The following is an 11976-nucleotide window of genomic DNA, read 5'->3' as shown; positions in this document are numbered from 1 at the left end:
TCCGATGGACAACCGCGCCGAAAACGTTAAGCTTGCAGCCAAACGTCCGCGTCCGCGGCGAATATTCAGACAAGGAGAAGCTACGGTGAAGTTCAAAGTGATGGCCCTTGCGGCATTAGTTGGATTAGGTGCGCTGTCGGTTCAGGCAAATGAGCTGCCAAACGGCCCGCATATTGTGACCTCGGGTACGGCGAGCGTTGATGCCGTGCCGGATATCGCTACCCTGGCGATTGAAGTTAACGTTGCAGCAAAAGATGCGGCATCGGCGAAGAAGCAGGCCGACGATCGCGTTGCGCAATACCTGAGCTTCCTTGAGCAGAACGGCGTGGCGAAGAAGGATATCAACTCCGCTAACCTGCGTACCCAGCCGGACTATGACTATCAGAATGGCAAAAGCATTCTGAAAGGTTACCGGGCGGTACGTACGGTAGAGGTGACGCTGCGCGAGCTGGATAAGCTTAACTCGCTGCTGGACGGCGCGCTGAAAGCCGGGCTGAACGAGATCCGTGCGGTTACCCTCGGCGTTGCGCAACCAGAAGCCTATAAAGACAAGGCGCGTAAAGCAGCAATCGATGACGCCGTGCGTCAGGCCGGGCAGCTGGCTGCGGGCTTTAAGTCTACCCTGGGGCCGGTGTACAGCGTGCGTTACCATGTCTCTAACTATCAGCCTACCCCGATGGTACGCATGATGAAGGCAGACGCGGCACCAACGTCGGCGCAGGAGACCTACGAGCAGCCAACGATCCAGTTTGACGATCAGGTTGACGTGGTGTTTGAACTGCAGCCGCAGGCGGGAAGCACCTCTCAACCTGCGCCTGCGCAGTCGGCACCAGCCCAGTCAACTCAGCCAGCCCAGCAGTAATCCTCTCTTATCCGGCCGGGGTCAAACCTGGCCGGATACTCTCCCGTTTTAGTCCTGACGCAGTACGCGGCGACCGTGGGCCAGCAACGCTTCGGTAACGTTGCGCATCATGCGGCTCTCCGGCGCGAAACGGTGCCAGAAAAGCATCCGCCGCTGGAACAGGCCCGGCGTCAGGTCAATCAGCTCGCCGCTGTCTAACTCGCGCTCAATCTGCAGGTGCGGGATCATGCAGCAGGTCGTACCCTGGCGCGCCAGCTGCACAAAGGCTTCGGACGAGTTAACGATATGGCACGGTACGCTGCCCGGCGGCAGATCGAAGTTCTGCTGCAAAAAGGCCTGATGCATATCGTCGAGATGGTCAAACGCCACCGCCGGGGCCTTTAGCAGCGCCGAGCGGGTCACGCCGTTGGGGAAGTAGCGTTCGGCGAAGGCTTTTGAGCCTACAAACAGGTAGTCGAGCGCGCCGAGCCGATCCACGAGGCAGCTTGGCAGCGCCTGGGACTGGATACTGACCGCGCCGACCACTTCCCCCCGACGCAGACGCTCCTGGGTACGGGTCTCATCTTCCACCTGCAGATTAAGGCGGATCGGTGAGTCAACCAGCACCGGTGCCAGGGCGGGTAACAGCCAGGTCGCCAGGCTGTCGGCGTTGACCGCTAGCGAGAGCAGCAGCGGCGTAGAGCCGGTCTGCTCATCCCCCAGCCACTCATCCTCTAGCAGCTCAATCTGACGCAGCAGTGCCAGCAGCTTCTGACCCTGCTCGGTAGGACGCGGCGGCACGGTACGAACCAGCAGCGGCTGACCAAACATATTTTCCAGCTGTTTAATACGTTGTGAGACGGCGGACTGGGTAATGCACAGCTTTTGCGCGGCGCGCTCAAACCCGCGTTCACGAATGACCGCATCAAGCGCCTGTAATGTTCTGTAGTCCGGACGTTTCATTGCTAAGAGGTGCTCCAAAGTGTGATTAACAGCACTATGACATAAATTTTCGTTCGATACAGACGAAATGCGCGCCTGCGTTTTTCACTAAGAGTTGTGACATTGATCACAGGGACATTTTAACGATCGATGCCTTATAATGCGCGCTCGGTCTTCACACCACAGGCAAACGATCATGACGCAGGATGAACTAAAAAAAGCAGTAGGCTGGGCGGCGCTAAATTACGTTGAGCCAGGCACCATTGTCGGCGTTGGCACCGGTTCAACGGCTGCACACTTTATCGATGCGCTGGGCACGATGAAGGGGCAGATTGAAGGGGCCGTTTCCAGCTCTGACGCCTCTACCGAAAAGCTGAAATCCCTTGGCATCACCGTGTTCGATCTCAACGAGGTCGATCGTCTGGGCGTTTACGTTGACGGTGCTGACGAGATCAACGGTCAGATGCAGATGATCAAAGGCGGCGGCGCGGCGCTGACTCGCGAAAAGATCATCGCCTCCGTGGCGGATAAGTTTATCTGTATTGCCGATGCGTCAAAAGAGGTGGCTATTCTGGGAGGCTTCCCGCTGCCGGTAGAGGTGATCCCCATGGCCCGCAGCGCCGTTGCCCGTCAGTTAGTGAAGCTGGGCGGTCGTCCTGAATATCGTCAGGGCGTGGTGACCGACAACGGTAACGTCATTCTCGACGTGCACGGTCTGGAGATTATCGATCCTGTGGCGCTGGAAAATGCGATTAACGCCATTCCAGGGGTGGTCACCGTCGGCCTGTTCGCCAACCGTGGTGCGGACGTGGCGCTGATCGGTACCGCCGACGGCGTAAAAACCATCGTAAAATGATCTGACGGCGAGAGGCTCTCGCCGGAGAAAAAATTTCCCCTGGCTGAATTTGGTGACTTGTGTCACGTTTTCAGCCAGCGACTGACGATCCTGTTGCCGTTTAGCCGCTTTGCTAGCATTTTCCTCTGTCAAACTTCACTGCGTGACTTTTCTTCATGCCGCCGACGCAAACGTTCATATTGCCGCAATAGTTTTTTTTGATATGTTGGCTAAAGCGAACACACACTGATTTAGAAAATAACAGGGTCGGGGAAATGGCAAAAGTATCACTGGAAAAAGACAAAATTAAGTTTTTGCTGGTTGAAGGCGTTCATCAGAAAGCAATAGATAGCCTTCGTGCAGCGGGTTACACCAACATTGAGTACCACAAAGGTGCGCTGGACAGCGCCCAGCTGAAAGAGTCGATCCGTGATGCCCATTTCATCGGCCTGCGCTCCCGTACGCATCTGACAGAAGAGATTTTCGCTGCCGCAGAGAAGCTGGTTGCCGTCGGCTGCTTCTGCATCGGCACCAATCAGGTTGACCTCAACGCGGCTGCTAAGCGTGGCGTACCGGTATTCAACGCGCCGTTCTCCAATACACGCTCGGTGGCGGAACTGGTGATCGGCGAGCTGCTGCTGCTGATGCGCGGTATTCCGGAAGCCAACGCCAAGGCGCACCGCGGCGTCTGGAACAAGCTTGCCGCAGGCTCCTATGAAGCGCGTGGCAAGAAGCTCGGTATTATCGGCTACGGCCACATCGGTACCCAGCTGGGCATTCTGGCGGAGTCGCTGGGGATGCACGTCTTCTTCTACGATATCGAAAGCAAGCTGCCGCTGGGCAACGCGACGCAGGTTCAGCACCTCTCTGACCTGCTGAACATGAGCGACGTCGTGAGCCTGCACGTGCCGGAAAACGCCTCGACGAAGAACATGATCGGCGTCGAAGAGCTGGCGCTGATGAAGCCGGGCTCGCTGCTGATCAACGCCGCACGCGGCACGGTTGTCGATATTCCGGCCCTGTGCGACGCGCTGCGTAACAAACACCTGGCCGGCGCGGCTATCGACGTCTTCCCGACTGAACCGGCGACCAACAGCGATCCGTTTGACTCCCCGCTGTGTGAGTTCGACAACGTCATTCTGACCCCGCACATCGGCGGCTCTACGCAGGAAGCACAGGAGAACATCGGCCTTGAAGTGGCGGGCAAGCTGGCGAAATATTCAGACAACGGCTCCACGCTCTCTGCCGTGAACTTCCCGGAAGTCTCACTGCCGCTGCACGGCGGTCGTCGCCTGCTGCACATCCATGAGAACCGCCCTGGCGTGCTGACCGCCATCAACCAGATCTTTGCCGAGCAGGGGGTCAACATTGCCGCCCAGTATCTGCAAACGACACCGCAGATGGGTTACGTGGTGATCGATATCGAAGCGGAAGAAGAGGTGGCGCAGAAGGCGCTGCAGAGCATGAAAGGCATTGCCGGAACTATCCGCGCACGTCTGCTCTACTGATCCGTGTTGCCCGGCGTGCCAGCCGGGCCTACCACTGCCATGTCTGCGATGGCGTCACCACCGCAGGCAAGGGGATATCCCACTCTTCTACCGGCAGAGCATCGACCTGCTGGCAGTCATGGGCGTAGCCTACCGGCGTAAAGTCATGCTGCTGCCACTTCTGTAGCGTGCGATCGTAAAAGCCGCCGCCCATCCCCAGCCGTTGTCCCTGATTGTCAAAGGCCACCAGCGGCGTGATCAACACGTCCAGCGTGTCGAGCGGCGTGACGTCGCGCAGATCGAGCCTGGGCTCATAAATTTTCAGATGATTTACCACCAGTTCGCTCTCAGGGTGGTAGTGCAGAAACAGCAGATTACCGGGGCTAAAGGGGTGCAAAACCGGCAGGCAGACGCGTTTGCCGCTGCGCCAGAGCTGCTCGATCAGCGGACGGGTATCAAGCTCACCGTCAAAAGAGAGAAACAGCGCCACGGTGTGGGCCAGCACCATCGGCGGAAACGCCATCATGCGGTTAGCGGCCTGCTGGGCGTAGCTACGCTGCTCGTCGTTGCTTAGGGCACGGCGACGCTGGCGGATCTGCTGGCGAATGAGCTGTCGGGGTGAAGCGGATAGCGCGAGTGATGTCATGGTATCAGGTAGAGGAAGGGGAATCTCCGAGATGCCGCCGCAGGCTGTAACCCTTGAACCCTTGGTTCAAGGTGAATATGTCGTCATAGTTTTAAGGCTTCTCGGACGAACCGAGCATGCTCACCAACCATGGAGCGCCACATTCTTGTGGTATGAAATATCGGCTCAGGGGACTGGCCCACTTGCGAACATCTCAGAGAAATTTTTTCTTCACTGTCACTCTACCATAGTCGACATTGAAGTGTTATTCAAACTTAGGCCCCGGTCTTTCGTTAGTGCGACCCTGATCAAGCAATGCCTGTTCGATGGTCTGCTGTAACAGTCGAATACGCTGCTCCATGCTGGATGCGTAGTCGCGGGTTTTCGCCTTTTCCTGAGCCAGTTCGTAGCTAATGTTCAACGCGGCGATGAAAACCAGCTGCTCAGTATTTGTGACTCTAGTGCGAACTTTCAGATCTTGCAACCGCTCATTCAGATCATCTGCAGCCTGATTGAGAGCGTCCCGCTGTTCAGGCGGACAGTTCACGCGCAGTGAACGGCCAAAAATTTGGATATCGACGGGTTGTGCAGACATGACACCTTCCTGCTGTTTGACTGCGCTCTACCTTGGCAACCGAGTCCTGGCTGCGAAGGGGCGACACTATAGCTACCCTGGTTAGAGGATTCAAGCAGATTCTCATAACCTGAACTCTTAGCCTATTCTCTTAACATAGCCGTAAAAAGAAACCTATACGTAAAGGTCGCAAACGCATGTTTGGCGAAAGCTGACGGCTATATCACCAGGGTCCAAAGTGGTAGCATACCATGAATCTTTCTCCCAACGACGACGAATGCGCATGTCAATACAGAACGAAATGCCTGGTTACAATGAATTGAACCAGTTACTCACCCAACAGGGTGTTGGCTTAACGCCAGCCGAGATGCACGGTCTGATCGGCGGGATGCTTTGCGGCGGCAATAACGACAGTTCGTGGCAGCCGCTGTTACACGATCTCACCAACGAAGGTCTGGCGTTTGGCCATGAGCTGGCCGAGGCGCTGCGTAAGATGCACGCCGCCACCAGCGACGCACTGGAAGACGATGGCTTCCAGTTCCAGCTCTTTCTGCCGGACGGCGATGAGGTCAGCGTGTTTGACCGGGCCGACGCCATGGCGGGCTGGGTGAACCACTTCCTGCTGGGGCTGGGCGTCACGCAGCCGAAGCTCGATAAGGTCACTGGTGATACCGGCGAGGCCATCGACGATCTGCGCAACATCGCGCAGCTGGGCTACGAGGAGGACGAAGATCAGGAAGAGCTGGAGATGTCGCTCGAAGAGATCGTGGAGTACGTCCGCGTGGCGGCGCTCCTCTGCCATGATACGTTTACTCGTCCACAGCCGACCGCACCGGAAGTGCGTAAGCCAACGCTACATTAAGCGTCGTACTGAATGCTAAAAGGAGGTGTCATGACCCAGTCTGAGTTTCTTCGCCGCCGCCAGGCGCTGCTTGCGCAGATGGCCCCGGCCAGCGCGGCGCTGATCTTCTCCGCTCCGGAGGCGACCCGCAGCGCCGACAGTGAATATCCCTACCGTCAAAACAGCGACTTCTGGTACTTCACCGGCTTTAACGAGCCTGAGGCGGTGCTGGTGCTGATCAAGAGCGATGACACCCACAATCACAGCGTACTGTTTAACCGCCTGCGGGATAAAACCGCAGAGATCTGGTTTGGCCGTCGGCTGGGCCAGGAGGCCGCGCCGGAGAAGTTAGGGGTGGATCGGGCGCTGGCGTTCAGTGAAATCGACGAGCAGCTCTACCAGCTGCTTAACGGACTCGACGAGGTCTACCACGCGCAGGGCGAATATCCCTATGCGGATGCGATCCTCTTCACCGCGCTGGACAAGCTGCGCAAAGGGTCCCGGCAGAATCTCACCGCGCCCGCCTCGATAACTGACTGGCGGCCCATTGTCCATGAGATGCGCCTGTTTAAATCCCCGGAAGAGATTGACGTCCTGCGCCGCGCAGGTGAGATCAGCGCGCTGGCCCACACGCGGGCGATGCAGGTCTGCCGTCCGGGCATGTTCGAATACCAGCTCGAAGGCGAGATCCTGCACGAGTTCAACCGCCACGGGGCGCGCTTTGCGTCGTATAACACCATTGTTGGCGGTGGGGAAAACGGCTGCATCCTGCACTACACCGAGAACGAAAGCGAGCTGCGTGACGGTGAGCTGGTGCTGATTGACGCCGGGTGCGAGTATCGGGGCTACGCGGGGGATATCACCCGTACCTTCCCGATTAACGGCAAGTTTACCCCGGCCCAGCGCGAGATCTATGACATCGTGCTGGCCTCGCTCGACGCCGCGCTGACCCTGTTCCGTCCGGGCACCTCCATTCAAGACGTTACCAGCGACGTTGTGCGGATCATGATTACCGGGCTGGTGAAGCTCGATATCCTGAAAGGTGACGTTGACCAGCTGCTGGCCGACAACGCCCACCGCGCCTTCTTCATGCACGGCCTGAGCCACTGGCTGGGGCTGGACGTTCATGACGTCGGCGTCTACGGGCCTGACCGCTCGCGCACGCTTGAGCCGGGCATGGTGCTGACCGTCGAACCGGGTCTCTATATCGCTCCGGATGCCGACGTGCCGCCTCAGTATCGTGGCATTGGGATCCGCATCGAGGATGACATCCTCATCACCGAAAACGGCAACGAGAACCTGACCGCCAGCGTAGTGAAGAGGGCCGATGAGATCGAGGCGCTGATGGCGGCGGCGAAGCATTCATGAGTGTAATAATCGTCGGCGGCGGGATGACCGGCGCTACGCTTGCGCTGGCTATTTCGCGCCTGACGCACGGCACGCTGCCGGTGCACCTTATCGAAGCCACTGCTCCGGAAGAGCAGGCGCATCCAGGCTTTGATGCGCGTGCCATTGCGCTGGCCGAAGGCACCTGCCAGCATCTGGCGCGGATCGGCATCTGGCAGCATATTGCCCCGTGCGCCACGCCCATCACCAGCGTTCACGTAAGCGATCGCGGTCATGTGGGCTTCGTGACGCTGGAAGCACAGGACTATCGCGTCGACGCGCTCGGGCACGTTGTAGAGCTGCACGAGGTGGGGCAGCGGCTATTTTCGCTGCTACGCCGCGCCCCTGGCGTCACGCTGCACTGTCCTGACCGGGTCAGCGACTTTACCCGCAGCGAAAAGGGCGTCAGCGTGACCCTGGAGAGCGGTAAAACGCTGCAGGGAAGCCTGCTGGTGGCGGCGGACGGTTCCCGCTCGGCGCTGGCAGCGCAGTGCGGTATCGGCTGGCAGCAGACGCCGTATCATCAGGTAGCGCTGATCGCCAACGTGACTACCTCGCTTGCCGGCCAGGGGAGAGCCTTCGAGCGCTTTACCGAACACGGTCCGCTGGCGCTGCTGCCTATGTCGCAGGGGCGCTACTCGCTGGTCTGGTGTCATCCACTGGAGAAGCGCGATGAGGTGATGGCCTGGTCCGATGAGCGCTTCTGCCACGAGCTGCAAAGCGCGTTTGGCTGGCGGCTTGGGCGCATTGTCCACGCGGGCACCCGCAATGCCTATCCGCTGACGTTAACTACTGCCTCATCGCCGGTATCGCACCGCGTGGTGCTGGTGGGCAACGCTGCCCAGACGCTGCATCCTATCGCCGGGCAGGGGTTCAACCTCGGCATGCGCGATGTGATGAGCCTGGCCGAGACGCTAGCCGATGCGCAGGCAGAGAACAGCGACATTGGCGCTTATCCGGTGCTGCGCGGCTATCAGCAGCGCCGTCAGAGTGACAAAGAGGCGACAATCGGCGTTACCGACGGGCTGGTGCAGCTGTTTGCTAACCGCTGGTCACCGCTGGTTGCGGGTCGCAACGCCGGCCTGATGGCAATGGAACTTTTTACCCCGGCACGCGACGTGCTGGCGCAGCGAACGCTAGGATGGGTCGCACAATAACAGGCAGTAGTTTTAGGAGCGAATTTTGCAAAGTGTAGATGTAGCAATTGTCGGCGGCGGTATGGTTGGTCTGGCGGTAGCCTGCGGATTGCAGGGGAGCGGCCTGCGCGTAGCGGTGCTGGAGCAAAACCCGCCCCAGCCGCTGCCGGAGAGTGCGCCGCCTGCGCTCCGTGTTTCGGCCATCAACGCCGCCAGTGAAAAGCTGCTGACGCGTCTTGGCGTCTGGTCATCTATCGTGGCGAACCGCGCCAGCTGCTATCACGGTATGGAAGTGTGGGACAAAGACAGCTTTGGACGCATCGCTTTTGACGACCGCAGCATGGGCTATAGCCACCTGGGCCATATTATTGAGAACGATGTGATCCATCAGGCGCTGTGGCAGAGAGCGCAGCAGTGTCAGGATGTTACGCTTATGGCACCTGCTGGCGTACAACAGGTCGCCTGGGGTGAAAATGAAGCCTTTTTAACCCTGAAAGATGGCGGCATGCTGACGGCACGGCTGGTGGTTGGCGCGGACGGGGCTAACTCCTGGCTGCGTGAAAAAGCCGATATTGCGCTTACCTCATGGGACTACCGGCATCATGCGCTGGTTGCCACTATCCGCACCGATGAGCCTCACGAGGCGGTAGCGCGTCAGGTCTTCCACGGCGACGGCATCTTAGCCTTCCTGCCGCTGAGCGATCCGCATCTCTGCTCCATTGTCTGGTCGTTGCCGCCGCTGGAGGCGGCAAGCATGCAGGATACGACAGAGGAGGCCTTCAACCAGGCGCTGGACATGGCGTTCGATAACCGCCTTGGCCTTTGCCACGTTGAGAGCGAGCGGCTGGTGTTTCCGCTGACGGGGCGCTATGCACGCCAGTTTGCCGCCCACCGGCTGGCGCTGGTGGGCGATGCCGCGCACACCATCCATCCGCTGGCGGGGCAGGGGGTAAACCTTGGCTTTATGGATGCCGCCGAGCTGGTCAACGAGCTGAAACGCCTGCACGGCGCAGGCAAAGATATCGGTCAGCATCTCTACCTGCGCCGCTATGAGCGCAGCCGTAAACATAGCGCCGGCGTGATGCTGGCGAGTATGCAGGGCTTTCGCGAGCTGTTTGCCGGCACGCACCCGGCGAAAAAGCTGCTGCGCGATCTCGGCCTGAAGCTGGCCGACACGCTGCCGGGGGTTAAGCCGCAGCTTATTCGCCAGGCGATGGGCCTGAACGATCTGCCCGAGTGGTTACGTTAACTCGATCACACTTTCCCTCTCCGAGCCTGGAGAGGGACGCGTTCTCTCATTTGAAATATTCTAATTTCACCCCGGTTTTCGGATTACTTTTTCTCATCTACCAAAATTTTCCCATCTTGAAATCTGCGTGCTTTGCCGCGTAATACGCTGGCTTATCGGGTCTTCATCGTCTGTTTTATGATGTTTATCGCAAACTCACCGGCCTGTGCCAGTGTAATATCCTGCCGCCTGCTTCAGTGTTTTAGGTCATAAGCTAATGTGATGGAACATTTTTGCTTATGGTTATGCCCGCTGTTCGATGATAAGTTCAGGCGAAAGGTAACGTTTGCGTCGCCGTCTGGAACCGAGGCTTACGTGCTTACGACTTCGCCTTATTTATCCTGGCCCCGCTTATTCAATGAGGAAAAGATGGCTCAGCAAACCCCTTTATACGAACAACACACGCTGTGCGGCGCCCGCATGGTGGATTTCCACGGCTGGATGATGCCTCTGCACTACGGCTCGCAGATCGATGAGCACCACGCGGTGCGCACCGATGCCGGTATGTTTGATGTCTCGCATATGACCATCGTCGATCTGCGCGGCAGCCTCTGCCGGGCGTTTCTCCGCCATCTGCTGGCCAACGACGTTGCTAAACTGACCCAGCCGGGCAAGGCGCTCTACAGCGGCATGCTCAACGCCTCCGGCGGCGTTATTGACGATCTGATCGTCTACTTCTTTACCGAAGATCATTTCCGCCTCGTGGTGAACTCTGCCACCCGCGAAAAAGATCTCGCGTGGATCACCCAGCACGCGGCTCCCTTTGATATCGAGATTGCCGTTCGTGACGATCTGGCGCTGATCGCCGTTCAGGGGCCGAACGCCCAGGCGAAAGCGGCAGGTCTGTTTACCGATGCCCAACGTCAGGCCGTGGCAGGCATGAAGCCCTTCTTTGGCGTGGAGTCGGACGGCTGGTTTATCGCTACCACCGGCTACACCGGTGAAGCGGGCTATGAGATTGCGCTGCCGAGTGAGCAGGCAGCGGATTTCTGGCAGGCGCTAATTAGCGCAGGCGTGAAGCCCTGCGGCCTGGGCGCGCGCGACACGCTGCGTCTGGAAGCGGGTATGAACCTCTATGGCCAGGAGATGGACGAAGGCGTTTCGCCGCTGGCGGCGAATATGGGCTGGACCATTGCCTGGGAGCCTGCCGATCGTGATTTTATTGGCCGCGAAGCGCTGGAACTACAGCGTGAAAGAGGCACCGAGCAGCTGGTTGGCCTGATCATGACCGAAAAAGGCGTCCTGCGTAACGAACTGCCGGTGCGTTTCACCGATGCCAGCGGCAACTCGCAGGAGGGCATTATCACCAGCGGCACCTTCTCGCCGACGCTGGGCTACAGCATCGCGCTGGCCCGCGTACCGGCCGGGATTGGCGACACGGCTATCGTGCAGATCCGCAACCGTGAAATGCCGGTGAAGGTAACGAAACCTGTTTTTGTGCGCGCTGGCAAAGCCGTCGCGTAACCTAATCTATCGTGGAGAAATGTGAATGAGCAATGTACCTGGCGACCTGAAATACAGTAAAGAACACGAATGGCTGCGCAAAGAGGCAGACGGCTCCTACACCGTTGGCATCACCGAACATGCGCAGGAGCTGCTGGGCGATATGGTGTTCGTTGACCTGCCGGACGTGGGCGCTACCGTCAGCGCGGGCGATGACTGTGCCGTTGCAGAATCCGTTAAGGCGGCCTCCGACATCTATGCTCCGGTGAGCGGCGAGATCGTGGCAGTCAACGACGCGCTCAGCGACAACCCAGAGCTGGTCAACAGCGAGCCATACGCCGGCGGCTGGATCTTTAAAATCAAGGCCAGCGACGAAGCAGAGGTTGAAGCCCTGCTGGACGCGACCGCGTACGAATCTCTGCTAGAAGACGAGTAATACGCTTCATACTTCACGTTGCAGGTGTGTTGGCTTCCTCGCTCACCCCAGTCACTTACTTATGTAAGCTCCTGAGGGTTCACTGCGTCGCCGCCTTCCTGCAACGCGAATTATTTTGCGTATGTGAGAAAGAACAACCACG

The 11976-nt window shown here is 58.7% G+C and carries 12 protein-coding genes and 1 other RNA gene; 9 read left to right on the top strand and 4 right to left on the bottom strand.

Annotated elements, in window-relative coordinates:
• The first annotated feature begins 85 nt into the window (after positions 1-85).
• Positions 86-862 (top strand): oxidative stress defense protein, encoded by a 777-nt coding sequence (locus NR795_RS13370; RefSeq protein WP_257758498.1) that lies wholly within the window; start codon positions 86-88, stop codon positions 860-862.
• Between the two features lie 48 nt (positions 863-910).
• Here NR795_RS13370 and NR795_RS13365 read toward each other — a convergent pair whose 3' ends face one another.
• Positions 911-1804: a LysR family transcriptional regulator ArgP gene (locus tag NR795_RS13365; RefSeq protein WP_257758497.1), complete on the bottom strand. Its 894-nt coding sequence runs from the start codon at positions 1802-1804 to the stop codon at positions 911-913.
• Between the two features lie 175 nt (positions 1805-1979).
• On the opposite strand from NR795_RS13365, the gene rpiA reads away from it, so the two are divergent.
• Together rpiA and serA are read left to right on the top strand one after the other, a co-directional pair.
• Positions 1980-2639, top strand: coding sequence for a ribose-5-phosphate isomerase RpiA (gene rpiA / locus NR795_RS13360; RefSeq protein ID WP_257758496.1), 660 nt, complete (start codon positions 1980-1982; stop codon positions 2637-2639).
• A gap of 254 nt (positions 2640-2893) precedes the next feature.
• Positions 2894-4126 carry a phosphoglycerate dehydrogenase gene (gene serA / locus NR795_RS13355; RefSeq protein ID WP_144816102.1) on the top strand — a complete coding sequence of 411 codons (1233 nt, stop codon included), beginning with the start codon at positions 2894-2896 and terminating at the stop codon, positions 4124-4126.
• A gap of 28 nt (positions 4127-4154) precedes the next feature.
• On the opposite strand, the gene NR795_RS13350 is transcribed toward serA, so the two are convergent.
• The 3 genes from NR795_RS13350 to zapA all read right to left on the bottom strand — a co-directional run bounded on the left by NR795_RS13350 (position 4155) and on the right by zapA (position 5325).
• Positions 4155-4751: a 5-formyltetrahydrofolate cyclo-ligase gene (locus NR795_RS13350; protein WP_257758495.1), complete on the bottom strand. Its 597-nt coding sequence runs from the start codon at positions 4749-4751 to the stop codon at positions 4155-4157.
• Between the two features lie 19 nt (positions 4752-4770).
• A non-coding RNA gene (gene ssrS / locus NR795_RS13345) (6S RNA) lies at positions 4771-4954 on the bottom strand.
• 41 nt (positions 4955-4995) lie between these two features.
• Complete coding sequence (gene zapA / locus NR795_RS13340) at positions 4996-5325, bottom strand: cell division protein ZapA (RefSeq protein WP_144816098.1); 330 nt, start codon at positions 5323-5325, stop codon at positions 4996-4998.
• A gap of 262 nt (positions 5326-5587) precedes the next feature.
• Here zapA and NR795_RS13335 point away from each other — a divergent pair, with 262 nt between their 5' ends.
• The 6 genes from NR795_RS13335 (at position 5588) to gcvH (ending at position 11834) form a co-directional block, all read left to right on the top strand.
• Positions 5588-6166 carry a YecA family protein gene (locus NR795_RS13335; RefSeq protein ID WP_144816095.1) on the top strand — a complete coding sequence of 193 codons (579 nt, stop codon included), beginning with the start codon at positions 5588-5590 and terminating at the stop codon, positions 6164-6166.
• Between the two features lie 30 nt (positions 6167-6196).
• On the top strand, positions 6197-7513 hold the full coding sequence (gene pepP, locus NR795_RS13330; protein WP_257758494.1) for a Xaa-Pro aminopeptidase: 1317 nt from the start codon (positions 6197-6199) through the stop codon (positions 7511-7513).
• Entirely contained in the window at positions 7510-8688 is a 1179-nt protein-coding gene (gene ubiH, locus NR795_RS13325; RefSeq protein ID WP_257758493.1) for a 2-octaprenyl-6-methoxyphenyl hydroxylase, read from the top strand. Before pepP ends, ubiH begins: the two co-directional genes overlap by 4 nt.
• A gap of 25 nt (positions 8689-8713) precedes the next feature.
• The gene (gene ubiI, locus NR795_RS13320; RefSeq protein WP_144816088.1) at positions 8714-9916 is read left to right on the top strand and encodes an FAD-dependent 2-octaprenylphenol hydroxylase; all 1203 of its coding nucleotides are present in this window, start codon (positions 8714-8716) and stop codon (positions 9914-9916) included.
• A gap of 408 nt (positions 9917-10324) precedes the next feature.
• A complete protein-coding gene (gene gcvT / locus NR795_RS13315; RefSeq protein WP_257758492.1) occupies positions 10325-11419 on the top strand; it encodes a glycine cleavage system aminomethyltransferase GcvT in 1095 nt (364 codons plus the stop codon).
• Between the two features lie 25 nt (positions 11420-11444).
• Complete coding sequence (gene gcvH, locus NR795_RS13310) at positions 11445-11834, top strand: glycine cleavage system protein GcvH (RefSeq protein WP_042388045.1); 390 nt, start codon at positions 11445-11447, stop codon at positions 11832-11834.
• Positions 11835-11976 lie beyond the last annotated feature (142 nt).

The sequence above is a fragment of the Pseudescherichia sp. L3 genome (assembly GCF_024656065.1).
GTDB lineage: Bacteria > Pseudomonadota > Gammaproteobacteria > Enterobacterales > Enterobacteriaceae > Pseudescherichia.
This window is presented reverse-complemented; position numbering and strand designations above follow the sequence as displayed.

Coding starts and splice junctions, on each gene's coding strand:
- NR795_RS13365 (WP_257758497.1), bottom strand. CDS start 1,804: ATGAAACGTCCGGACTACAGAACATTACAGGCGCTTGATGCGGTCATT.
- rpiA (WP_257758496.1), top strand. CDS start 1,980: ATGACGCAGGATGAACTAAAAAAAGCAGTAGGCTGGGCGGCGCTAAAT.
- serA (WP_144816102.1), top strand. CDS start 2,894: ATGGCAAAAGTATCACTGGAAAAAGACAAAATTAAGTTTTTGCTGGTT.
- NR795_RS13350 (WP_257758495.1), bottom strand. CDS start 4,751: ATGACATCACTCGCGCTATCCGCTTCACCCCGACAGCTCATTCGCCAG.
- zapA (WP_144816098.1), bottom strand. CDS start 5,325: ATGTCTGCACAACCCGTCGATATCCAAATTTTTGGCCGTTCACTGCGC.
- NR795_RS13335 (WP_144816095.1), top strand. CDS start 5,588: ATGTCAATACAGAACGAAATGCCTGGTTACAATGAATTGAACCAGTTA.
- pepP (WP_257758494.1), top strand. CDS start 6,197: ATGACCCAGTCTGAGTTTCTTCGCCGCCGCCAGGCGCTGCTTGCGCAG.
- ubiH (WP_257758493.1), top strand. CDS start 7,510: ATGAGTGTAATAATCGTCGGCGGCGGGATGACCGGCGCTACGCTTGCG.
- gcvT (WP_257758492.1), top strand. CDS start 10,325: ATGGCTCAGCAAACCCCTTTATACGAACAACACACGCTGTGCGGCGCC.
- gcvH (WP_042388045.1), top strand. CDS start 11,445: ATGAGCAATGTACCTGGCGACCTGAAATACAGTAAAGAACACGAATGG.